This window comes from Brachybacterium sp. J153 (genome assembly GCF_036311905.1).
GTDB lineage: Bacteria > Actinomycetota > Actinomycetes > Actinomycetales > Dermabacteraceae > Brachybacterium.
The window spans coordinates 51,341-71,541 of record NZ_JAZDCH010000028.1 but is presented as its reverse complement, the minus strand read 5'-3'; the positions used below and the strand labels follow the sequence as shown (position 1 = coordinate 71,541).

Sequence of the window (20,201 nt, the reverse complement as noted above, 5' to 3'; positions counted from 1 at the left end):
ACGGGCACAGCGGGAGCTGGCATCATGCGATGGTCGACCCCCGCCCCGACCGAGGACTCCCCGAGGACATCATGCGCCTGCTCTCCACCCCCTCCCGCCTGTACGGGACCCTCGCCCTCGCCGAGATGGTCACCTGGACCCTGCTGCTGCTCGGCATGCTGCTCAAGTACGGCCTGCACGCCACGGAGGTGATGGTGCGGATCGGCGGCAGCCTGCACGGCTTCGTGTTCCTCGCCTACGTGGTGGTGACGGTGCTGGTCGCGATCGACCAGCGCTGGCGGCCCGCGGATCTGCTGCTGGGCATCGGCTCGGCCTTCGTGCCCTACCTGACGCTGCCATTCGAGCGGTGGGTGCGCCGACGCGGGCTGCTCGCCGAGAGCTGGCGGCTGCGGGCCGAGGACGGCCGCACCCTCCCCGAACGCCTCGTGGCCCTCGCCCTGCGTCGACCGCTCCTGGCCGGCCTCGTCGCGCTCGTGGTGATCGCGGTGGTGTTCTCGCTGCTGCTGATGGCGGGGCCGCCCACCGAGTGGTTCGCCTGAGCATGCGCTGCTCCCACTACGAGGCCGGGGAGTGCCGCTCGTGCACCCTCCTGGATCTGCCGCGTGCCCGGCAGGTCCAGGACGGCGGGGCGCGGGTGCGGGATCTGCTCGCCCCCTTTGCCGACGGCGACGTGTGGGGGCCGCCGATCGTCGGTGCCGAGTCCGGCTTCCGCGCCCGCGGGAAGATGGCGGTCGGGGGCACCGCCCAGGATCCGGTGCTGACCCTCCCCGGGCAGAAGGAGGGCGCGGACCTCAGCGACTGCCCGCTCTACCCCGCCGGGGTCGAGGAGGTGCTGCAGGGGGTGCGCGCCCTGATCCGGCGCGCTCAGGTGCCGCCCTATGACGTGGCCCGACGCCGCGGCGAGATCAAGAACGTCCTGGTCACAGCCTCCCCGGACAGGGAACATCTGCTGCGGCTGGTGCTGCGCAGCGAGGCGAGCCTGGAGCGGATCCGCGAGCATCTGCCCGCCTTCCTGGACGCGCACCGCTCCGTCGTCTCGGTGAGCGCGAACCTCCATCCCGAGCACACCACCGCCGTCGAGGGCGCGCGCGAGATCCCGCTGTGGGGCGCGTCCTCCGTCGCCGTGCGCACCGGGGACGTGGTGCTGCACGCGCGGCCCCGCTCCTTCCTGCAGACCCACACCGAGGTCGCTGGCGAGCTGTACCGCCAGGGCGCGGCATGGCTCGCCGATCTCGCGCCCGCCGCGCGGATCTGGGACCTGTACTGCGGGCTCGGCGGTTTCGCCCTGCACGTGGCCCGGGCTCTGCCGCAGGCGGAGGTGACCGGGGTCGAGGTCTCCGCCAAGGCGATCGACGGGGCCCGCGAGGCGGCCACCGAGCTGGGCGTCGCGGCGCGCTTCCTGGTCGCCGACGCGACGCAGTGGGCGATCGAAGAGGGCGTGCCGGACGCGGTCGTGGTGAACCCGCCGCGGCGCGGGCTCGGCCCGCGGCTCTCCGCCTGGCTCGAGGACAGCGGCGTCCCGGACGTGGTCTACTCCAGCTGCAACCCGACGACCCTCGCCGCGGACCTCGCGGCGATGCCGTCCCTGCGGATCACGGCCGGGCGGTACGTCGACATGTTCCCGCACACCGCGCACGCCGAGGCGATCGTGCGCCTGCGCCGAAGGAGCGCCCCATGAGCGAGCCCCACGTCCTCCTGCTGACCCTCGGCGGGACGATCTTCATGACCGAGTCCGCGGGCGGGGGCCATGCCGCACCCGACGCGGAGGCGGGGCGGCGCCTCGCCGCGACCGCGGTGGACGGGCTGCGGGTCACGGCGCGACAGCTCGCCAACACCTCCTCCTCCGACCTCCGCCCGCACCACTGGCGGCGGGTCCTCGAGGAGGCGCGGGCGGCGGTCGACGACGGCGCCGTCGGGGTCGTGCTGACCCACGGCACCGACACCCTCGAGGAGACCGCCTTCGCCCTCTCGCGCCTGTGGGACCGGGAGGCGCCGCTCGTGATCACCGGGGCGATGCGCCCGGCGAGCGCCCCGGGGGCCGACGGGCCCGCGAACCTGCGCGATGCCCTGATCGCGGCCGCGGACCCCGCGGCGCGCGGGCTCGGCCCGCTCGTCGTCTTCGACGGGATGCTGCATCTCGCCGACCAGGTCACCAAGGCCTCCTCGCGCTCCGTCTCGGCCTTCGCCTCCCACCCCGTCGGCCCCGTCGGGATGGTCGACGACGGCCGCGTGGTGCTGCTGCAGCGCCCGCTGCCGCGACCCGCACCGCTCGACCTCGAGCTGCCCGACGCGCTGCCCCGCGTCCCCGCGCTGATCGCGGGGATCGACGAGGACCTGGCCCTGCTCGACCACCTTCCGACGGGCGCGATCGCAGGACTGGTGATCGCGGGCGTGGGGATGGGGCACGTGGCCCCGGAGGCGATGGACTGCATCCGGCGGCTCCTCGCGGCGGGCATCCCCGTGGTGGTCGCGACGCGGATCGCGACGGGAGGCACCTCCGAGCACCACTACGCCTATCCGGGCAGCGAGGTGGACCTGCTGGCGGCCGGTGCGGTGATGGCCGGTTTCCTGCCCCCGGCGCAGGCGCGGCTGCTGCTGCAGCTGCTGCTCGCCGCCGGGGTGCAGGACGTGCGGGGGGCGTTCAGGGATGCCGGACCAGGCAGAACGGGTGCCCTGCCGGGTCCAGGTACACCCTGAAGCTGCCCGAGGCGGAGGGCTGCTCGGCGTGCACGCTGCCGCCGAGGGCCAGCACCCGCGGCTCGGCCGCCTCGATGTCGCTCACCGAGAGGTCGAGGTGGAACTGCTGCGGGTGCTTCCCGCCGGGCCAGGTGGGACGCGCATAGTCCTCGATCCGCTGGAAGGCGAGGGTCGCCTCGCCGTCGGGGTTCTCGGGGGTGATGCCGCCGCGCGGCGGGGAGAGGGTGGCCCAGTCCGGGTCGGAGCCCTCCTCGATCTGCCACTGCAGGAGCTTCGCGTAGAAGGTCGCGAGCTCCATCGCATCGGGGCAGTCCAGGACGATCAGGTCGAGAGTGGGGACGACGGGGCCCTCATCCAGGTTCTCCATGGGGCCACCGTAGGAGGTGCGTCGCGCCCTGGGAAGTCCCGTTCACCATCGGGGGCCGCGCGGTGACAGACTGGTGGGGTCCGTCCTCGACCCCCGAAGGAGGCCCCGCCGTGGCCGTTCCCGTCGATCCGACTCCCACCCTGCAGGAGTACGCCCACCCCGAGAAGCTCGTGACCACCGCGTGGCTCGCCGAGAACCTCGGTGCCGACGGGCTCGTGGTCGTCGAGTCCGACGAGGACGTGCTGCTGTACGAGACCGGCCACGTGCCCGGCGCCGTGAAGGTCGACTGGCATCTCGACCTCAACGACCCCGTCTCCCGCGACTACGTCGACGGCGAGGGCTTCGCCGCGCTCATGGACCGCCTCGGCATCACCCGGGACACCACGGTGGTCGTCTACGGCGACAAGTCGAACTGGTGGGCCGCCTACGCCCTGTGGGTCCTCGAGCTCTTCGGCCACCCCGACGTCCGCCTGCTCGACGGCGGCCGGGCCGCCTGGCAGGCCGAGGGCCGCGAGATGACCACCTCCGACGAGGGCACGCCGGCGCCGACCTCCGGGTACCCCGTGATCGAGCGGGCCGACGCCCCGATCCGCGCCTTCCGCGAGGACGTGCTGGGGTTCCTCGGCGGGCAGCTGATCGACGTCCGCTCCCCCGCCGAGTACACCGGCGAGCGCACCCACATGGCCGAGTACCCGCAGGAGGGCACCCTCCGCGGCGGCCACATCCCCACCGCCCGCTCCGTGCCGTGGGCCCGTGCCGCCGCCGAGGACGGCCGCTTCAAGCCGCGCGCCGCCCTCGAGGCGATCTACCGCGACGAGCTCGGCTTCGAGGCCGCGCAGCCGGTCATCGCCTACTGCCGGATCGGCGAGCGCTCCTCCCACACCTGGTTCGTGCTGCGGTACCTGCTGGGCTTCGAGGACGTCCGCAACTACGACGGCTCGTGGACCGAGTGGGGCAACGCCGTGCGCGTCCCCGTGGCCCGCGGCACCGAGCCGGGCGAGGCACCGGCCCGATGAGCGCCGCCTTCGCCGAGATCGCCGAGGACTTCCATGCGCTGACCGGCCGGGACCGGCTGCAGCTGCTGCTGGAGTTCGCGAACTCCCTCCCGGCCCTCCCCGAGCGCTACGCGGAGCATCCCGAGCTGCTCGAACCGGTGCCCGAGTGCCAGTCCCCGATCTTCCTGATCACCGAGGTGGAGGGGACCGGGAGCGGAGCCACCGCGCACCTGTTCTTCTCCGCCCCGCCGGAGGCGCCCACGACGCGCGGCTTCGCGGCGATCCTCGCCGAGGCGCTCGACGGCCGCACCGTCGGCGAGGTCCTCGAGATCCCGGAGACGGTCACGAGCGAGCTGGGTCTCGCCGAGGTGGTGAGCCCGCTGCGGCTGAACGGCATGGCGGGCATGCTCGCCCGGATCAAGCGGCAGCTGGCCCAGAAGGCCGGCCTCTAGGCCGTCAGGAGCGCCGCCTGAGCCGCCACAGGGTCGCGGCGGCGCGACTCAGCTCCTGCCGGGCGACACGCAGCGCGGCCGGATCCAACCGCTCGGCGGGCTCCGCCGGCGCGGGATGCCGCGCGGCGAGCGCGCTGGACTCGACCTGTTCGTGCCGCGCGATCGCCGTGCGCAGCTCGAGCGGGACCCGCACGAGGCGCTCGAGCCGATCGCGCACGGCGCCGCGCAGCAGCTCGGCCTGTCGGGCCAGGAAGTCCTCCTCGGTGCCGCCGGGGGCCATCGCCCAGGCCCGCGAGAGGAGGTAGGAGGCGAGGTCCGCAGCGGTCTCGAGCGAGAAGCCGTAGGCATCGGCCGCGTAGTCCCCGTCGCGCAGGGCCAGGGCGTCGTCCCGGGCGAGGGTGCTCGGGGCGATCACCAGCGAGGCGACCACCTGGTCGAAGACGGCGCGCACGGCCGGGTCCGCGGCGACGTCCGCCGCGAGCAGCTCGGCGCGACCCCAGCCGTCGGGGAGGTCGACCAGTTCGGTGCCCTCGCGGGCGAACTCGTCGACCGCGGCATCGAGGACGAGGCGGTGGGCGCGGCGCACGACCTGGGCGGCGTCGGCACCCCGCGGCAGGTCGGGGACGACCGCGCGGACGTCGGCGAGGATCGCGTCCCGCGGGGAGGCGGGCGGGGTCAGGCGCATCATCACTCCCGGCCCGGCGGCTCGTCGAGGAACTCGGTGCTCGCGAGGTCCTGCGGTATCGGGTCCTCGGGACCGAGGCCGGTGTACCAGCTCGGGAGCAGCCGCAGGATCGCCTCGAGCAGGGGCTGCTGGTCGAGGTCCTCCCCGGCGCGCGCGGCGGGCTCGGTCTCGACCAGCCACTGGATCAGCAGGTCGAGCGAGCCGCCCGCGAAGTAGCGCCCGATCCGCTCGTGGGGCAGGTCCAGCGGGACCACGTCGCCCATCCGGTCGAGGGCGACGACGTGCAGGTCGGCGAGGGTCCCGACGAGGATCAGGTAGGTGCGGTGGGAGAACTTCCACTCCAGGGCGCCGCGCAGGAAGGCGTGGTGCCGGGCGACATAGGCGACCATCGTCGCGGCCGCGACCTGGACCATCTCCTGGGTGGTGCCGCCGGCCGCGGCGAGCTCGCGCCCCCGCTCCTGCTGCCGGTCGAACATGGTGCCGAGCATGCCGCCCATGAGGTCGTCGAGCCCCGAGAAATGGCTGTAGAAGCCGGCGCGGCTCACCCCGGCCCGCTTCGCGAGGGCGTTCACGGTGATCTCCCCATCGGCCACGGTGAGATCGCGCGCGGCGGCGAAGATGGCGGCGCGGGTCCTGGCGGGGCGCGGATCCGGGGCGCGGCCCTCTGTGGCGGTCATGGCCCCATGGTAGGCGGGGGTGAGAGAGGATGCGTCGCGTGCGCTCCTTCCTCTCCTCCGCGATCCCGCCCGATCCCCCGCTGCTGCGGGGCCTCGTCGGGCAGACGGTCCTGCACACGCGGGTGGCGGCGCGCGGGACCTGGACCGTGACCGAGCGCGGGGCGGTGCTGCACGCCCGGATCCAGCGACTGGACGGCGACCCGGTGGGCCTGCGGGACGCCCGGGTCGTGGGGGCGCGGATCGCGGGCGCGGGGATCGGCGTCGGCCAGGAGCTGTGGGTCGCCCTGGAGGGCCGGCGCCGCCTCGTCGTCGCGCCACGCTGGTCGCTCGAGGGCCCCTACGGCGCGCTGCTCGCGGTGGACGACGACGGGGAGACCCGCGCCGTGGCGGCGGGCGCGCCGCGCTTCGCGACGGCGGAGCGGATCGACGAGTTCTCCCGGTCGACGCCGAGCAGCATCGAGGAGCGCCTCGCGGAGCTGGGCCGGGAGGGCCCCTTCCATCCCGGGCAGGTCGTCGAGGTGCTCGCCGCGGCGGGGGCGCTCGAGGACGAGGAGTTCGCCGTCCGGGGACCGCTGCTGCTGGGCCGGATGCTCGCGCGCGGCGAGCTGCGGGCGGGCTTCGTGGTCGACGGCGCGTTCCGCGCCTGGGAGCTGCCGCTGGCGGACGTCCTCGAGCACGTGGCCTGGACCTGGGGAGGGCTCGGCGGGCGCACCCCGGGGCGGGACATGATCGCGTGGTTCGCCCTCAGCCCTGCTGGCCGCGAGGCCCTCGGCCCGCCGCGCCACCCCTGACGCACGAACGAACTGTAACCGCTCGTGGGCCCACCGAGATAGCTTTTCTGGTCGGATGTCCGTTTGGCCGGGTCCGCTGGGACGGGACGGGGGCGCTACCCTGGGTCCGACCGACCGGAGAGGCGTGTGAGATGCCAGAACGTACCGTGAGGATCGCGAGCACGAGCGGGCTCCACGCCCGGCCCGCCGCGATCTTCTCCCAAGCCGCGAGCGAGCAGAGCGCCGAGGTGACGATCGAGACCGCCGGATCCGCCGCCGTGAAGGCCTCGAGCATCCTGATGCTGCTCACCCTGAACGTAGGCCACGGCGACGAGGTGACGCTGCGCGCGGAGGGCGAGGGGGCCGAGGAGTCCCTCGACGCGCTCGTCGCGCTCCTCGAGAGGAATCTCGACGACGCGCTCTGAGGACGACGACGGGCCCCGGTTCTCACCGGGGCCCGTCGATCACCTGGGCGGTAGCGGCGGGATTTGAACCCGCGGTGGCTTTGACACCACACATCATTTCGAGTGATGCACCTTCGGCCGCTCGGACACGCTACCGCCGGACAGCGTAACCGCCCCTCCACCTCCTGTTCAAACCGGAGCCGGGCGGGGGCGAGTCAGATCACTCGCCGCGGACCACCACGACATTGCCCACGCCGTGCAGCACCGTCGCATGCGCCGCCGAGCCGAGGGCCGTCTCGTCGGCGCCCCGATGCCCCATCACCAGCACCCGCGACCCCGCGGCCGCATCGAGCAGACCGTCCGGGACGGTCCGCGCCGGGAGGATCTCGACCCCGTCCGGGATCCCGCCGCGGTCCGCACCGGGGACCGCGACGTGCACGCGGCGCAGTGGGGCGCCCCAGGCGGCCGCGAGACGTGCGCCGGTCTGCTCGGCCCGGCCGCTCACGGGCGATCCGTCGACGGCGACCAGCACGGGGCCGGCGCGATGCTCGGCCGAACGGATGATCGCGACCGGGCAGCCCGTCTCGTGCAGCAGCCCGCGGCTGACCGATCCGAGCAGCAGGCCGAGCACCCGGCCCAGGCCGCGGGTGCCGACCACCAGCAGGGACGCGTCGGCGGCGATCTCCGAGAGCACCTCTCGCGGCTCGCCCGGGACCAGTTCTGCGCGCACCTCCAGCCCGGCGACGTGCGAGCGGACCTCGTCGGCGACCTCGTCCATGTGCCGCTGCGCCTGGTTGTGGGGACCGGCGGCCGCGAGGGTCGGCATGCCGGTCAGCTCGTCGCCCAGCAGCGGCCACGACCAGGCATGGACGATCCGGAGCGGGGTCCCGGTGGCGGCGGCGAGATCCGCCGCCCAGCGCACGGCCTCCGCGGAGGCGAGGGTGTCGTCGTAGCCGACGACGATGTCGCTGACGCTCATGCACCCAGGGTACGCCGCCAGTAGGCTCCCGCCCATGACCTCAGTCCTTCCCGATGCACCCCGTCCCGCCCGCCGCCCCACGGAGCGCCACGCCCACGGCGACGTGGTCGCAGACCCCTACGAGTGGCTGCGCGACAAGGAGGACCCGGAGGTCATCGCGCATCTCGAGGCGGAGAACGCCTACGCCGACGCCCGCACCGCGCATCTGGGCGCCCTGCGGGAGGCGCTGGTCGCCGAGTTCGTCGGGCACACCCAGGAGACGGACCTGTCGGTGCCGGTGCGCCGCGGCGACTGGTGGTACATCACCCGCACCACCGCGGGCGACGACTACCCCCGCTACACCCGCGTGCGCGACGCGGGGTCCCGGCCCGAGGTCGCCCCGGGCGCGATGCTCGACGGGGAACAGGTGCTGCTGGACGCGCAGGCCGAGGCGGCCGGGAGCGAGTTCTACTCGCTCGGGGGCCTCGTCCCCTCCCCCGACCACGACCTGCTCGCCTACGCCGTGGACACCGCGGGCGACGAGCGCTTCACCGTGCGCGTCAAGGACCTCGCGAGCGGGGAGATCCTCGACGAGGCGGTGACCGGCGTCGGCTACGGCCTCGCCTTCTCCGCGGACCAGCAGTGGTTGTTCTACGCCCGGGTCGACGACGCCTGGCGCCAGCACCAGGTGTGGCGGCACCGGATCGGCGCCGATCCCACGACAGATGTGCTTGTCCTCGAGGAGTCCGACGAGCGCTTCACGGTGTGGTTCGAGCGCTCGCGCGACGGCCGCGCGCTCGTGCTGCAGTCCTCCTCGTCGACCACGGCCGAGGCCTGGCTGGTCGATCTCGAGGACCCGACCTCTCCGCCCCGTCCCGCGGGCGGCCGCCGCGACGGGGTGGACTATGCGATCGAGTGGGCGGGCGACCGGCTGCTGGTGGTGCACAACGACGGCGCGGAGGGCTTCGCGCTCGCCGAGGCGCCGCTCGAGGATCCCACCGCCTGGCGCGGGCTGATGACCGCCGGGGAGGGCGAGCGCCTGCTGGGGGTGGAGTCCTTCGCCGGTTTCGTCGCCCTCGAGCTGCGCAGCGGCGGACTCGCCTCGGTGCGGCTGATCCCCCGTGCGGCCGACGGCTCGCTGCTCGTGGAGAGCGCCGAGGACCTCACCCACGGCGGTGAGCTGGACACTGTCGAGCTGGACACCAACCCCGGCTGGGAGCAGACCACGGTGCGCTATCAGCTCACCAGCCTGCTCACCCCGCCCACGGTCGCCGAGCGGGATGTCGCCGCCGGGACCACCGAGATCCTGCGCGTCACCCCGGTGCCGGGCTACGACCCCTCGCTCTACGTCGAGCGTCGCGAGTGGGCGACGGCCGCCGACGGCACCCGGGTGCCGCTCAGCGTCGTCTCCCGGCGGGAGGTCGCCGCCGACGGCACGGCCCCCGGCTATCTGTACGGCTACGGCTCCTACGAGGTCTCGATCGACCCCTCGTTCGTGCCGACCCGCCTCTCGCTCCTGGACCGCGGGGTCGTCGTCGCGATCGCGCACGTGCGCGGCGGCGGCGAGATGGGCCGCGCCTGGTACGACCACGGGAAGCTGCTCGAGAAGAAGAACTCCTTCTCCGACTACGTGACGGCGGCCGCGCACCTGGCCGAGGCGGGCCTCGTGGACCCCTCACGCCTCGGCGCGGAAGGCCGCAGCGCGGGCGGCCTGCTGATGGGCGCCGTCGCGAACCTCGCCCCCGAGCGGTTCCGGGCGATCATCGCCGGGGTGCCGTTCGTCGACGCGCTGACCACGATCCTCGACCCCTCGCTGCCGCTGACCGTCGGCGAGTGGGAGGAGTGGGGCAACCCCGTCGAGAGCGCCGAGGTCTACGCGTACATGAAGGAGTACACGCCTTACGAGAACATCCGGGCGGCGGAGTACCCGGCGATCTTCGCCTCGACCTCGCTCAACGACACCCGCGTGTTCTTCGTCGAGCCCGCCAAGTGGGTCGCCCGGCTGCGGGAGACGGTCACCTCGGACCCGGCGGAGCGGCCGATCGTGTTCCGCTGCGAGATGGTCGCGGGGCACGGCGGCCGCTCCGGCCGCTACCGCAAGTGGGAGCAGCGCGCCGACGAGCTGGCCTGGCTGCTGGACCAGCTCGCGGCGACGGAGCCGATCAGAACGCGGGGATGACCGCGCCCGAGTAGGTCTCCTCGATGAAGGCGCGCACGTCCTCCGAGTGGAGGAGCTCGTCGAGCGTCTTCAGCGCGGCGTTGTCCTTGTCGGCGGTGCGGACGACGAGCATGTTGGCGTAGGGGTTGTCCTCGCCGGACTCGAGCGCGAGGGCGTCCTCGGCGGGGCTGAGGTCGGCCTCGAGGGCGTAGTTGCCGTTGATCACGGCGATGGCGTAGTCGCCCAGGGTGCGCGGCAGGAGTGCGGCGTCGATCTCCTGGAGATCGAGGTTCTTGGGGTTCTCGGCGATGTCGTCGACGGTCGCGGCGGTCGGCTCGATGCCGTCCATGAGGGCGAGCAGGCCCTGGTCGGCGAGCAGGGCGAGGGCGCGGCCACGGTTGGTGGGATCGTTGGGCAGGCCCACGGCCGCCCCCTCCTCGATCTCGTCGAGGCTGGTCAGCGACTCGGAGAAGATGCCCAGGGGCTCGATGTGCACGCCCGCGAAGGGGGTCAGCTCGTAGCCGTTCTCGGCGATCTCGGTCTCGAGGTAGGGCAGATGCTGGAAGAAGTTCGCGTCCACCTCGCCCTCGGAGAGCAGGCGGTTCGGGATCGGGTACTCGGTCTGCTCCTGCAGGTCGAGCTCGAGGCCCGCGGCCTCGGCGAGGTTCTCGCTGATGAAGGTGAGGATCTCCATGTGCGGGAGCGGGGTGGCGGCCACGCGGATCGTGGTCACGCCGCCCTCCTCGGTCAGGGCCTCCTCGTCGGAGCCGCCGCAGGCGGCGAGGGTGAGCGCGGCGAGGCCGGCGCCGGAGGCGAACAGGGTGCGACGCGAGAGCGTGGACATAGCGGTTCCTTTGCGGGGTGGGGGTCAGGCGGTGCGGGCGCGGTGGTCGACCGCGCGGGCGAGACGGGAGCCGATCAGCTGGACTCCGATGACGATGAGGACCAGCAGGATCACGGTGACGATGATGATCTCGGTCTGGTAGCCGGTGTATCCGCGGTTGTAGGCGAGCTGGCCGAGGCCGCCGGAGTTCACCGAGCCGGCCATCGCGGTGTAGCCGATGACGGCGATCGTGGTGGTGGTGATGGAGCCGATGATGCCGGGCAGCGCCTCGGGGACGAGCACCTGGCGGATCACCTGCCAGCGCGTCGCGCCCATCATCCGCACGGCCTCGATCTTGCCCGCGGGGATCTCGCGCAGGTTCAGCTCGAACAGGCGCGCGGCGAAGGGGACGGCCGCGATGGTCAGGGCGATCATCGCCGCGTTCGGGCCGGTCGAGCGGCCCGTGATCGCCGAGGTGATCGGGATCAGCGCGATGATCAGGATGAAGAAGGGGAAGGAGCGCAGCACGTTGACGACGAAGCCGACGACCCGGTTCAGGGTCCGCACGGCCGGCGAGGAGGAGCCCTCGGTCTCGAACAGCGCGACCCCGAGCGGCAGACCGATCAGGACCGTCGCCACCATGGTCACTGCGGTCATGTAGAGGGTGACGAGGGTGGCCTGCCACGGACCGCCGTCCCAGCGGACCAGCAGCGGGTTGGAGAGCCATTCCTGGAGCGTGTCGATCATGCGGTCACCTCCGTGGCGACGACGCCGGCCGCGGCGAGCTCGGCGAGATAGGAGTCGAGGCCCTCGCGGGAGATCGGGGCGCCGGAGCGGTTGCGCAGGGCGAGCTGGACCCGTCCCACCTGACGGCCGCCGATGGTCTCGATGGTCCCGGCGACGAGGGTCGCCTCGGCCTCGTACTCCGCGGCCAGGGCGATGAGGTCCTCGCTCGTGCGGAAGCGCTCGGAGTCACCGTAGTCGCAGTTCACGACCAGGGCGTCGATCCCTGTCGGAGCCGGGGGCAGAGGGATCAGCTCGGCGCTGAGCGGGCCGTGGGGGTCGGCGGCGACATCGATCAGGTCGCCGGTCTGGGTGATCCTGCCGTCCTGCAGCAGGGTCACGGTGTCGCACACCTCGCGCACCACGGCCATCTCGTGGGTGATGATCACGACCGTGATCCCGAGGCGCTCGCGCAGGTCGGCGAGCAGGTTCAGGATCTGCCGGGTGGTCCCGCCATCGAGGGCGCTGGTGGGCTCGTCGCACAGCAGCACCTTCGGCTCGGCGGCGAGGCCGCGGGCGATGCCGACGCGCTGGATCTGACCGCCGGAGAGCTGCGCGGGGTGGTTGTGCTCGCGGCCGGTCAGGCCGACGAGCTCGACCAGCTCGGCGACGCGGCGCTCGCGCTCGGCGCGGGGCACGCCCGCGATCTCCAGGGGGTGGGCGATGTTCTGGGCGGCCGTGCGGGAGTCCAGCAGGTTCGCGTGCTGGAAGACCATGCCGATGTTCCGTCGGGCGGCGCGCAGCGCGGCACCGTCGAGGGCGGCCACGTCGGTGCCGTCGACCTCCACGCGCCCCGAGGTGGGCTTCTCGAGACCCGTGAGGCAGCGGATGAGCGTGGACTTGCCGGCGCCGGAGCGGCCGACGATGCCGTGGATGCGTCCCGCGTCGAGGTGGAGGTCGATACCGCCGAGCGCGACGACGGGGTCTCCGCCGCCGGGAGCGGGGAAGACCTTGCGCAGTCCGTCGAGAGTGATCACGTCAGGCAGTGAAACATCCAAGCACCCCTTTCCGGCACCCCTGTTCATACGGAGAAACGAAGTTCACAGGACTACGCTCCGCGCATGAGCACCCCGTCACTCCCCGCCGACGGCCCCTCCGCGACCCGCGCCGCGGACGGCCGCCTCGCGATCCGCCGTCTCCTCCCGGACACCGTCACCGGCGCCTGGGCGGCGCTCACGGACCCCGCCCTCACCGCGACCTGGTTCGGGACCTGGCGCGGGGACACGGTCACGGGCATCGAGGTGCAGATGCTCGCCGAGGAGGGGCAGCCGCGGATGAGCGCCCGCGTGCTCGCCTGCGAGGCGCCGCGCCGTCTGCTGCTCGAGACCGGTGAGGGCGACATGCGCTGGGTGCTCGAGCTGCGCGTCGAGGAGGCCGGCGCGGGTGCCGCCGTGACGCTGCTGCAGCAGGTCGACGAGGCCGAGGAGGCCGCGATGATCGGCCCCGGCTGGGAGTTCTACCTCGACCGCCTGGTCGCCGCCCGCACCGGCGCCGACGTGGCGGCGATCGCCTTCGAGCCGGACTACGTGCCCGGCCGCTGCGACCACTTCCGGGCGCTGTACGCCGCGACCTGAGGAATGTCATGACCGGGGCGTGAGGATCGCACCGGAGCCGATGACCGGGCGCCCTGCCGCCCCGCCGCCCGCGACGGAAGGCTGGTCCCCATGACGAACAGCACCGCAGACCCCGTCCTCTCCGCCAGGGGGCTCACCCGCCGCTACGGCCGCGGCGCCTCCGCCTACACCGCCGTCGACGGCATCGACCTCGAGGTCCGCCGCGGCGAGCTCTTCGCCCTGCTCGGCACCAACGGCGCCGGGAAGACCTCGACCCTCGAGGTGCTCGAGGGCCTCGCCCCGGCGAGCGCCGGCACCGTGAGCGTCCTCGGCATGGATCCCGTGCAGGACCGCCGCGCGGTGCGCCCCCGCCAGGGCCTCATGCTGCAGAGCGGCGGCTTCCCCGCGGACCTCACGGCCGCGGAGGCGCTGCGCATGTGGACCTCGACGCTCTCCGCGCCGCGCCCCGTCGGCGAGCTGCTGGCCGCCGTCGACCTCACCCACCGCGCCGGGACCCGCATCTCCTCCCTCTCCGGCGGCGAGGTGCGACGCCTCGACCTGGCCTGCGCGATCGCCGGGGACCCCGAGCTGCTCTTCCTCGACGAGCCCACCACGGGCCTGGACCCCGAGTCCCGCTCCCGTGCCTGGGAGCTCGTGCGCGGTCTCAAGGAGCAGGGCACCACGATCGTGCTCACGACCCACTACCTCGACGAGGCGGAGTCCCTCGCGGACCGGCTCGCGATCATGCACCAGGGCCGGATCGTCCGCGAGGGCACGGTCGACGAGGTCGTCGCCGGGCATCCCTCTCGGATCCGCGCCGACCTCCCCGAGGACGCCCCGCTCCCGCCGCCGCTGCACGGGGAGGCCGTGCTGCGCGGCGGCCGGCTCGAGGTCTCCACCGAGTCCCTCGCCGATGACCTCCACACGCTGCTCACCTGGTCCCGCGCGGAGCAGGTCCCGCTGCGCGGCCTCGACGCGCGCGCCGCGAGCCTCGAGTCCGTGTTCCTCACCCTCGCCTCCTGACCCCCGCCCCACCCACGGAAGGACCTCCCATGCCCGCCATCGTCGGCCTCTCCCGCGCCGAGCTCACGCTCCTGGTGCGCAACCGCACCCAGCTCTTCCTCGCCCTCGCGTTCCCGCCCGCGATCACGGTCTTCTTCGCCGCGCTGCTGAAGGACCAGCAGCTCGCGCCCGCCCAGCTGATCCCCCTGCTGGGCGCCCAGTTCGTCATCGCGCTCGTGTTCATCGTCTACTACAACCTGCTCTCCACCTACGTCGCGCGGCGCCAGGAGCTCGTGCTGAAGCGCCTGCGCACCGGCGAGGCGTCCGACGCGACCGTGCTCGCCGCGGCCGCCGTGCCCGCGCTCGCGATCGCCGCCGTCATGACCGTGCTCATGACCGTGCTCGCGATCGTGCTCATGGACCTGCCGCTGCCCGAGCGGCCGGTGCTCGTCATCGCCGGGATCGCCGCGGGCGCGCTCGTCATGGTGCCGCTCGCCCTGCTCACCGCGAACCGCACCCGCACCGTCGAGGCGGCGGGCGTGACCTCCCTGCCCGTGATCGCCCTGCTCGTGATCGGCGCCGGCGCGATCCCCACGGACGGCCTGCCCGAGGTGGCGCAGCGGGCGATCTCCCTCGTCCCCTCCGCCGCGATGGACGACCTGCTCCAGCTCGGCTGGCTCGCGGAGGATCCGTGGTCCGCGGCACTGAAGCCCTTCGGCGTGCTCGTCGCCTGGCTCGTGCTCGGCCTGTGGGCGGTGCGGCGGGAGATGCGCTGGGAGCCGCGCGGCTGATCCGGCCCGGAACGCCTGCAGACCGCCTGACCTGAGAGGATGACCGTCATGACGGGGACGATCGAGGGGAAGGCGCCGGGCGTCGGGCGGCCGTGGGAGGTGTTCCGCGACTACACCATCTGGTCCGTCGCGCTCCTGGTCGGCTCCATCCCGGCGCTCGCCGCGCTCTTCCTCCGCGCGGCCGGCGAGGGCGTCCCCGGGACCGTCACGACCCTCGCCCTGGTGGGGGTCTCGACCGTGCTCTGCAGCGTGGCCGGGTGGCAGGTGACGGCCGCCTGGGCCCGGCGCCCCGCCGCTCCCGGCCCGGCCGGCTCCCTCCCCGCCGTGGGCTGGATGCGCGGCCCGCTGCACACCCTGGTCCTGCCCGTTCTCCCCGCGGTCGCCTCGCTCGTGGTCCTCGCCCTCGGCGCGACGACGGTGAACGTGGCGGTGGGGTGCGTGATCGGCGGGGTCTCGACGCTCGCCCTGCGCGTCCCGTGGACCTGGGCGGGCGGCGCGATCACCGCGGCGGCCCTGCTCATGGTGCCGCTGGGCCTCTCGCTGTTCGCCGCGGTGATCCTCGCGCTCGTGCTCACGAGTCTCGTGGGCGCGTGCCGCAGCTCCCTGTGGCTCGCCGCCCTGGTGCGCGAGCTGGACCTCGCCCGGGTCGCGCAGTCGCGGCTCGCGGTCGCCGAGGAGCGGCTGCGCTTCGCCCGCGACCTGCACGACGTCACCGGCCGGGACCTCTCGGCGATCGCCGTGACCGGGGAGCTCGTCGCCCAGCTGGTCGAGCGGGGCGATCCGCGGGCGGCCGAGCACAGCCGGGAGGTGGCCCGGATCGCCCGCGGCTCCCTCGCCGAGACGCGGGCGCTCGTGCGCGGGTACCGCGAGGTGGACCTCGCCGCCGAGCTGCGGGGCACGGTGTCGCTGCTCCGCTCGGCCGGGGCGTCGGTGACGGTGCTCGGCGGGGCGGAGGACGTCCCCGCCGCGCTCGCGGAGCCCGCCGCCTGGGTGCTGCGCGAGGGCGGCACGAACGTGCTGCGCCATGCGGACGCGCGATCGGTGCGGATCCGCCTGGGCGCCGAGGGCGTCGAGGTCGACAACGACGGGCTGCGTCCGCAGCCGGAGCGGCACGGACTGGAGGAGCACGTGGAGGGCAGTGGGATCACGGGCCTGCGCGAGCGCTTCGGCGAGAGGGCGAGCATCACCGCGGGCCGCGAGGGCGAGCGCTTCGCCCTCCGCGCCGCGTTCACGGGGACCACCGAGGAGGAGACGCGATGACCGAGCGGACCGCGAGGACCACGGTGGTCCTGGTCGACGACGAGCACCTGATCCGCTCGGCGCTCGCCACGATGCTCTCGCTCGAGGAGGATCTCGACGTGGTCGGCGAGGCGTCGAGCTGCGCCGAGGGCGAGGAGCTCGCACGACGCCTGCAGCCGCAGGTGGCGCTGCTGGACCTGCAGATGCCCGACGGCGACGGCCTCGAGCTCGCGCGGCGGGTCGCGACGGTCTCCCCTGCCACGCGGGTGCTGGTCGTGACCTCGCACGCGCGGCCCGGCTATCTCAAGCGCGCCCTCGTCGAGGGGGTGCTGGGCTTCCTGCCCAAGACCGCCGCCGCCGCGGAGCTCGCCGCCGCGGTGCGGACCGTCGCCGCGGGCCGCCGGGCGATCGACCCCGAGCTCGCCGCGGAGACGATCTCCTCGGGCGACTCGCCGCTCACCCCGCGCGAGGCGGACGTCCTCGAGTACGCGGCCGACGGCGCCCCGGTCGAGCAGATCGCCCGCCGCGCGCACCTCGCCGAGGGGACGGTGCGCAACTACCTCTCGAGCGCGCAGGCGAAGCTGCAGGCGGCGAACCGGCACGAGGCCGCTGCGATCGCCCGCCGGCACGGCTGGATCTGAGGCCGGCGGCGCTACAGCCGGCCGAGCGCCTCGATGTCCTCGAAGAAGTCGGAGACGACCTCCGCGCTCACGGTCGGGCGGAGGCCGGAGAGCGCCTCGAGGTAGTCCGCGGTCGACGGGCCGGACCCCTGCTCGCCGTCGGACGGCGCCTCGACGGCCCGCTCGAAGGCACGCTGGGCGGCACGGCGGGCGCCGTGCTCGATGTCCGCGGGGGTGAGGCCCTCGCTCGCCGCGACGAGCGCCTCGAGGTCCACCTCGGCGGCGGCCGCGGGCGGCACGTAGCGGCCCCAGATCGCGTGGCGGGCGGCGGCGTCGGGCAGGCCGATGGGCAGCACGTAGTCGAAGCGGCCGTGGCGCAGCAGGGCGCTGTCCAGGGAGCGGATGAAGTTCGTGGCGCAGATCAGCAGGCGGTCGTCCTGGTCGCGCACGGCGGGGATGATCTTCAGCAGCTCGTTGGTCACGCCCTGCGTGGGCGAGGGCGGGTCGCCCTTGCGGTGGGAGGCGATCTCCTCGACCTCGTCGATGAAGACGACGGCCTTCTCGAGCTCGGAGATCCGCGAGAAGGTCTCGCGCAGGGCGGAGGCGAGACCGGCCGGGTCGCCGCCGAGCCGCGAGGGGAACACCTCGACGAAGGGCCACTGCAGGCGGGAGGCGACGGCCTTCGCGAAGGTGGTCTTGCCGGTCCCCGGCGGGCCGAAGAGCACCACGGCCCGCGGCGGCACCACGCCGAAGCGCTCGGCGACCTCGGGCTGCGAGAGCGGCATGACGAGCCGGCGCTCGAGCAGCTCCTTCTCCGCGGTCATGCCGCCCACGGCGTCCCAGGCGCCGCGGGGCAGGATCCGGCCGCCGAGCTCGCGCAGCAGGGCGAGGTCCCGCGCCTGGACGGGGATGCGGCGCTCGGCGTAGCGCAGCTCGTGCTCGAGCGTGAAGCCGGCGCCCGCGAGCACGTCCCGCGCGAGCGGGTCGTCCGCGGGGACGAGGCTGCACAGGGTCGCGATGCCGCTCAGGGCGAGGCGCCGCTCGAGGGCGTCCAGGAGCGTGCGGCCCAGGTCGCCGTCCCGGTGGTCCGGGTGGACGCCGAGGTAGACGATCCAGCCCTGTTCGTGGGCGGCGCGGCCGACGGCGGCTCCGAGCAGCGGGCCGTCCTCGTCGGCGAGGGCGACGACGGCGACGTCGGCTTGCGCCGAGGCGAGGACCTCGGAGAGGCCGTAGACGGGCTCCCGCTCGCTGACGTCCGCGGCGCGGGTCGCGTCCCAGAGGGCGACCAGGCGGCCCAGGTCGTCGGAGCGGATCTCGCGGATGATCGGTGCGGCCACGGCGGGTCCCCTGTCCTCGGCGGCGGGGCCTCGAGCCCGCCGGTGAGCTGGATCACAGGCCAGGATCGTACGACACGGGCGGCGGGCGCCCCGGAGGCGTCCCGCGGGCGGGACCTCAGCGCCGGCGGCGCGCGCGGAAGAACTCCCGCAGCAGGTCCCCGCACTCCTGCCCGCGCACGCCCGTGGTGAGCTCGACCCGGTGGTTCAGACGCGGCTCGCGCACGAGGTCGTAGAGGGAGCCGGCGGCGCCGGCCTTGGGGTCCATCGCGCCGACGACCACCCGCTGCACGCGCGAGAGCACGATCGCCCCGGCGCACATGGTGCACGGCTCGAGCGTGACGACGAGGGTGGCGCCGGAGAGGTTCCAGCGCCCGGTGGCGCGCGCCGCGGCCCGCAGGGCGAGGATCTCGGCGTGCGCGGTCGGGTCCTCGTCGGCCTCCCGGCGGTTCCCGGCCGACGCGAGCACGGTGCCGTCCTCCGCGAGGACGACGGCGCCGATGGGGACATCGGCCGGCACCCGGTCGGCGGCGGCACGGGCCTCGGCGAGGGCCAGGCCCATCAGTTCCTCGTCGGTGCGGGGCGAGGTCACGGCGCTGTCGCCTCGACCCGACCCCGTTCCCCCCGCACCGCGAAGCGCGCCTCGAGGAAGGCGCCGTTGGTGCCGTGCTCCAGCAGCTTGAGATCGAAGGCCCCGCCGAGGAGGGGCCGGCCCGCCCCGAGGGTGACCGGGGCGATCGAGACGAAGACCTCGTCGAGCATGCCGGCGCGGGCGAACTCCGCGGCGAGGTCCCCGCCGCCGACGATCCACACGTCCTTCCCGCCCGCCGCGTCCTCGAGCGCGGCGCGGAAGTCCGCGGGGGCGCCGGAGACAGCGGTGACGCCCTCCCGCCGCTCAGCGGGCGGACGATGGGTGAACAGGAACGTGGGCTGGGTGTAGATCCAGGCGCCGTCGACGACGCCCTCGTGCTCGAGCACCCAGTCATACGTGCTGCGGCCGGTGACGATCGCGCCGACCCCGGCCAGGAAGTCGTCGTAGGGCAGGATGCTCTGCTCGCCGGTCGGCTGCGAGAGGAGCCAGTCGAGGCTGTCGTGCTCATCGGCGAGGAAGCCGTCGAGCGTGGTGGCGGTGTAGTAGCGGTAGACCGTCATGACCGCCAGTATCCGCGCCCTCCGGTAGATTCGCCCCATGCGCGTTCTCGAGATCGATCATCCGCTCGTCGCCCACAAGCTCACGGTGCTCCGCAACCGCGACACCCACTCCTCGGTGTTCCGTCAGCTCGCCGATGAGCTGGTGACCCTGCTGGCCTACGAGGCGACCCGCAACGTTGCCGTCGCCCCGGTGCGGATCGAGACGCCCGTGACCGGGATGACCGGCACGCGGCTCACGAACCCCAAGCCCATGGTCGTCCCGATCCTCCGCGCGGGCCTCGGCATGCTCGACGGGCTCACGCGCCTGCTGCCCACCGCCGAAGTGGGCTTTCTGGGCATGGTCCGCAACGAGGAGACCCTCGAGGTCACCACCTATGCGAACCGTCTCCCGGAGGACCTCTCGGGCCGCCAGTGCTTCGTGCTCGACCCGATGCTCGCCACCGGCCACACCCTCATCGCCTCGTGCGAGTACCTCCACGAGCGCGGCGCGAAGGACATCACCTGCGTGACCCTGCTGTGCGCCCCGGAGGGGCTGAAGGCGCTCGAGGAGCAGCTGGACCCGGCGATCGACCTCACCGTCGTGACCGCCGCGATCGACGAGAAGCTCAACGAGAAGGGCTACATCGTGCCCGGCCTCGGCGACGCGGGCGACCGCCTCTTCGGCGTGGTCGACTGACGACGAATTCCGCGACGCCGGCATTTTTGAATTCGCCGTCGGAACGATATTCGCGAAGGCCGTCC

At 73.8% G+C, this 20,201-nt stretch carries 24 protein-coding genes and 1 tRNA gene; 14 read left to right on the top strand and 11 right to left on the bottom strand.

Features of this window, described 5'->3' with window-relative positions:
- The first annotated feature begins 29 nt into the window (after positions 1–29).
- From V1258_RS14150 to V1258_RS14140, 3 genes are read left to right on the top strand one after another with little or no spacing between them, the layout of a single operon-like run.
- Entirely contained in the window at positions 30–539 is a 510-nt protein-coding gene (locus V1258_RS14150) for a DUF3817 domain-containing protein (protein ID WP_329745598.1), read from the top strand.
- 2 nt (positions 540–541) lie between these two features.
- Positions 542–1,678, top strand: a complete 1,137-nt coding sequence (locus V1258_RS14145) for a methyltransferase domain-containing protein (RefSeq protein WP_329750284.1) — start codon at positions 542–544, stop codon at positions 1,676–1,678.
- Positions 1,675–2,697, top strand: coding sequence for an asparaginase (locus V1258_RS14140; RefSeq protein ID WP_329750283.1), 1,023 nt, complete (start codon positions 1,675–1,677; stop codon positions 2,695–2,697). The genes V1258_RS14145 and V1258_RS14140 overlap by 4 nt, the downstream gene beginning before the upstream one ends.
- Here the strand turns inward: V1258_RS14140 and V1258_RS14135 are convergent.
- Positions 2,642–3,064 (bottom strand): VOC family protein, encoded by a 423-nt coding sequence (locus tag V1258_RS14135; protein ID WP_329745601.1) that lies wholly within the window; start codon positions 3,062–3,064, stop codon positions 2,642–2,644. The genes V1258_RS14140 and V1258_RS14135 overlap by 56 nt on opposite strands.
- A 110-nt stretch (positions 3,065–3,174) precedes the next feature.
- On the opposite strand from V1258_RS14135, the gene V1258_RS14130 reads away from it, so the two are divergent.
- Positions 3,175–4,080 carry a sulfurtransferase gene (locus tag V1258_RS14130; RefSeq protein WP_329745602.1) on the top strand — a complete coding sequence of 302 codons (906 nt, stop codon included), beginning with the start codon at positions 3,175–3,177 and terminating at the stop codon, positions 4,078–4,080.
- On the top strand, positions 4,077–4,511 hold the full coding sequence (locus tag V1258_RS14125) for a SufE family protein (protein WP_329745603.1): 435 nt from the start codon (positions 4,077–4,079) through the stop codon (positions 4,509–4,511). The genes V1258_RS14130 and V1258_RS14125 overlap by 4 nt, the downstream gene beginning before the upstream one ends.
- Before the next feature lie 4 nt (positions 4,512–4,515).
- Here the strand turns inward: V1258_RS14125 and V1258_RS14120 are convergent, their stop codons facing one another.
- Both V1258_RS14120 and V1258_RS14115 read right to left on the bottom strand, forming a co-directional pair.
- Positions 4,516–5,199 (bottom strand): hypothetical protein, encoded by a 684-nt coding sequence (locus V1258_RS14120; protein WP_329745604.1) that lies wholly within the window; start codon positions 5,197–5,199, stop codon positions 4,516–4,518.
- A complete protein-coding gene (locus V1258_RS14115; protein WP_329745605.1) occupies positions 5,199–5,873 on the bottom strand; it encodes a TetR/AcrR family transcriptional regulator in 675 nt (224 codons plus the stop codon). The genes V1258_RS14120 and V1258_RS14115 overlap by 1 nt, the downstream gene beginning before the upstream one ends.
- Before the next feature lie 38 nt (positions 5,874–5,911).
- On the opposite strand from V1258_RS14115, the gene V1258_RS14110 reads away from it, so the two are divergent.
- Positions 5,912–6,664, top strand: coding sequence for a hypothetical protein (locus V1258_RS14110; RefSeq protein WP_329745606.1), 753 nt, complete (start codon positions 5,912–5,914; stop codon positions 6,662–6,664).
- 131 nt (positions 6,665–6,795) lie between these two features.
- On the top strand, positions 6,796–7,068 hold the full coding sequence (locus V1258_RS14105; protein WP_329745607.1) for an HPr family phosphocarrier protein: 273 nt from the start codon (positions 6,796–6,798) through the stop codon (positions 7,066–7,068).
- Positions 7,069–7,116: 48 nt separating this feature from the next.
- Here the strand turns inward: V1258_RS14105 and V1258_RS14100 are convergent.
- Together V1258_RS14100 and V1258_RS14095 are read right to left on the bottom strand one after the other, a co-directional pair.
- Positions 7,117–7,203, bottom strand: a tRNA-Ser gene (locus V1258_RS14100).
- Between the two features lie 64 nt (positions 7,204–7,267).
- Positions 7,268–8,026 (bottom strand): universal stress protein, encoded by a 759-nt coding sequence (locus V1258_RS14095; RefSeq protein ID WP_329745608.1) that lies wholly within the window; start codon positions 8,024–8,026, stop codon positions 7,268–7,270.
- 34 nt (positions 8,027–8,060) lie between these two features.
- On the opposite strand from V1258_RS14095, the gene V1258_RS14090 reads away from it, so the two are divergent.
- The gene (locus V1258_RS14090) at positions 8,061–10,184 is read left to right on the top strand and encodes a S9 family peptidase (RefSeq protein WP_329750282.1); all 2,124 of its coding nucleotides are present in this window, start codon (positions 8,061–8,063) and stop codon (positions 10,182–10,184) included.
- On the opposite strand, the gene V1258_RS14085 is transcribed toward V1258_RS14090, so the two are convergent.
- From V1258_RS14085 to V1258_RS14075, 3 genes are read right to left on the bottom strand one after another with little or no spacing between them, the layout of a single operon-like run.
- Positions 10,168–11,007: a MetQ/NlpA family ABC transporter substrate-binding protein gene (locus tag V1258_RS14085; protein WP_329750281.1), complete on the bottom strand. Its 840-nt coding sequence runs from the start codon at positions 11,005–11,007 to the stop codon at positions 10,168–10,170. The two genes, V1258_RS14090 and V1258_RS14085, sit on opposite strands and share 17 nt — an antisense overlap.
- Positions 11,008–11,031: 24 nt before the next feature.
- A complete protein-coding gene (locus tag V1258_RS14080) occupies positions 11,032–11,733 on the bottom strand; it encodes a methionine ABC transporter permease (RefSeq protein WP_329750280.1) in 702 nt (233 codons plus the stop codon).
- A complete protein-coding gene (locus tag V1258_RS14075) occupies positions 11,730–12,746 on the bottom strand; it encodes a methionine ABC transporter ATP-binding protein (protein ID WP_329750279.1) in 1,017 nt (338 codons plus the stop codon). The genes V1258_RS14080 and V1258_RS14075 overlap by 4 nt, the downstream gene beginning before the upstream one ends.
- An 84-nt stretch (positions 12,747–12,830) precedes the next feature.
- Between V1258_RS14075 and V1258_RS14070 the strand changes: the two genes are divergently transcribed.
- The 5 genes from V1258_RS14070 (at position 12,831) to V1258_RS14050 (ending at position 16,995) form a co-directional block, all read left to right on the top strand.
- Positions 12,831–13,343 carry an SRPBCC domain-containing protein gene (locus tag V1258_RS14070; protein ID WP_329750278.1) on the top strand — a complete coding sequence of 171 codons (513 nt, stop codon included), beginning with the start codon at positions 12,831–12,833 and terminating at the stop codon, positions 13,341–13,343.
- A gap of 90 nt (positions 13,344–13,433) precedes the next feature.
- On the top strand, positions 13,434–14,345 hold the full coding sequence (locus V1258_RS14065; protein ID WP_329750277.1) for an ABC transporter ATP-binding protein: 912 nt from the start codon (positions 13,434–13,436) through the stop codon (positions 14,343–14,345).
- A gap of 29 nt (positions 14,346–14,374) precedes the next feature.
- The gene (locus V1258_RS14060) at positions 14,375–15,115 is read left to right on the top strand and encodes an ABC transporter permease (protein ID WP_329750276.1); all 741 of its coding nucleotides are present in this window, start codon (positions 14,375–14,377) and stop codon (positions 15,113–15,115) included.
- A 48-nt stretch (positions 15,116–15,163) separates the two neighbouring features.
- Positions 15,164–16,375, top strand: coding sequence for a sensor histidine kinase (locus V1258_RS14055; protein WP_329750275.1), 1,212 nt, complete (start codon positions 15,164–15,166; stop codon positions 16,373–16,375).
- Positions 16,372–16,995, top strand: coding sequence for a response regulator transcription factor (locus tag V1258_RS14050; RefSeq protein ID WP_329750274.1), 624 nt, complete (start codon positions 16,372–16,374; stop codon positions 16,993–16,995). The genes V1258_RS14055 and V1258_RS14050 overlap by 4 nt, the downstream gene beginning before the upstream one ends.
- A gap of 11 nt (positions 16,996–17,006) precedes the next feature.
- On the opposite strand, the gene V1258_RS14045 is transcribed toward V1258_RS14050, so the two are convergent.
- The 3 genes from V1258_RS14045 to V1258_RS14035 all read right to left on the bottom strand — a co-directional run bounded on the left by V1258_RS14045 (position 17,007) and on the right by V1258_RS14035 (position 19,460).
- Positions 17,007–18,311, bottom strand: a complete 1,305-nt coding sequence (locus V1258_RS14045; protein ID WP_329750273.1) for an ATP-binding protein — start codon at positions 18,309–18,311, stop codon at positions 17,007–17,009.
- A 115-nt stretch (positions 18,312–18,426) separates the two neighbouring features.
- Complete coding sequence (gene tadA / locus V1258_RS14040) at positions 18,427–18,900, bottom strand: tRNA adenosine(34) deaminase TadA (protein WP_329750272.1); 474 nt, start codon at positions 18,898–18,900, stop codon at positions 18,427–18,429.
- Positions 18,897–19,460, bottom strand: coding sequence for a dihydrofolate reductase family protein (locus tag V1258_RS14035; protein ID WP_329750271.1), 564 nt, complete (start codon positions 19,458–19,460; stop codon positions 18,897–18,899). Before V1258_RS14035 ends, tadA begins: the two co-directional genes overlap by 4 nt.
- A 37-nt stretch (positions 19,461–19,497) precedes the next feature.
- Here V1258_RS14035 and upp point away from each other — a divergent pair, with 37 nt between their 5' ends.
- Positions 19,498–20,136: a uracil phosphoribosyltransferase gene (gene upp / locus V1258_RS14030; protein ID WP_329745618.1), complete on the top strand. Its 639-nt coding sequence runs from the start codon at positions 19,498–19,500 to the stop codon at positions 20,134–20,136.
- The last annotated feature ends 65 nt before the right edge of the window (positions 20,137–20,201 follow it).

What these genes read in the sequence shown, in the direction of transcription:
- V1258_RS14080 (WP_329750280.1), bottom strand. Translation starts at nt 11,733, where the DNA reads ATGATCGACACGCTCCAGGAATGGCTCTCCAACCCGCTGCTGGTCCGC.
- upp (WP_329745618.1), top strand. Translation starts at nt 19,498, where the DNA reads ATGCGCGTTCTCGAGATCGATCATCCGCTCGTCGCCCACAAGCTCACG.
- V1258_RS14150 (WP_329745598.1), top strand. Translation starts at nt 30, where the DNA reads ATGGTCGACCCCCGCCCCGACCGAGGACTCCCCGAGGACATCATGCGC.
- V1258_RS14050 (WP_329750274.1), top strand. Translation starts at nt 16,372, where the DNA reads ATGACCGAGCGGACCGCGAGGACCACGGTGGTCCTGGTCGACGACGAG.
- V1258_RS14065 (WP_329750277.1), top strand. Translation starts at nt 13,434, where the DNA reads ATGACGAACAGCACCGCAGACCCCGTCCTCTCCGCCAGGGGGCTCACC.
- V1258_RS14090 (WP_329750282.1), top strand. Translation starts at nt 8,061, where the DNA reads ATGACCTCAGTCCTTCCCGATGCACCCCGTCCCGCCCGCCGCCCCACG.
- V1258_RS14125 (WP_329745603.1), top strand. Translation starts at nt 4,077, where the DNA reads ATGAGCGCCGCCTTCGCCGAGATCGCCGAGGACTTCCATGCGCTGACC.
- V1258_RS14145 (WP_329750284.1), top strand. Translation starts at nt 542, where the DNA reads ATGCGCTGCTCCCACTACGAGGCCGGGGAGTGCCGCTCGTGCACCCTC.
- V1258_RS14035 (WP_329750271.1), bottom strand. Translation starts at nt 19,460, where the DNA reads ATGACGGTCTACCGCTACTACACCGCCACCACGCTCGACGGCTTCCTC.
- V1258_RS14095 (WP_329745608.1), bottom strand. Translation starts at nt 8,026, where the DNA reads ATGAGCGTCAGCGACATCGTCGTCGGCTACGACGACACCCTCGCCTCC.
- V1258_RS14060 (WP_329750276.1), top strand. Translation starts at nt 14,375, where the DNA reads ATGCCCGCCATCGTCGGCCTCTCCCGCGCCGAGCTCACGCTCCTGGTG.
- V1258_RS14135 (WP_329745601.1), bottom strand. Translation starts at nt 3,064, where the DNA reads ATGGAGAACCTGGATGAGGGCCCCGTCGTCCCCACTCTCGACCTGATC.
- V1258_RS14140 (WP_329750283.1), top strand. Translation starts at nt 1,675, where the DNA reads ATGAGCGAGCCCCACGTCCTCCTGCTGACCCTCGGCGGGACGATCTTC.
- V1258_RS14055 (WP_329750275.1), top strand. Translation starts at nt 15,164, where the DNA reads ATGACGGGGACGATCGAGGGGAAGGCGCCGGGCGTCGGGCGGCCGTGG.
- V1258_RS14085 (WP_329750281.1), bottom strand. Translation starts at nt 11,007, where the DNA reads ATGTCCACGCTCTCGCGTCGCACCCTGTTCGCCTCCGGCGCCGGCCTC.
- V1258_RS14120 (WP_329745604.1), bottom strand. Translation starts at nt 5,199, where the DNA reads ATGATGCGCCTGACCCCGCCCGCCTCCCCGCGGGACGCGATCCTCGCC.
- V1258_RS14115 (WP_329745605.1), bottom strand. Translation starts at nt 5,873, where the DNA reads ATGACCGCCACAGAGGGCCGCGCCCCGGATCCGCGCCCCGCCAGGACC.
- V1258_RS14070 (WP_329750278.1), top strand. Translation starts at nt 12,831, where the DNA reads ATGAGCACCCCGTCACTCCCCGCCGACGGCCCCTCCGCGACCCGCGCC.
- V1258_RS14105 (WP_329745607.1), top strand. Translation starts at nt 6,796, where the DNA reads ATGCCAGAACGTACCGTGAGGATCGCGAGCACGAGCGGGCTCCACGCC.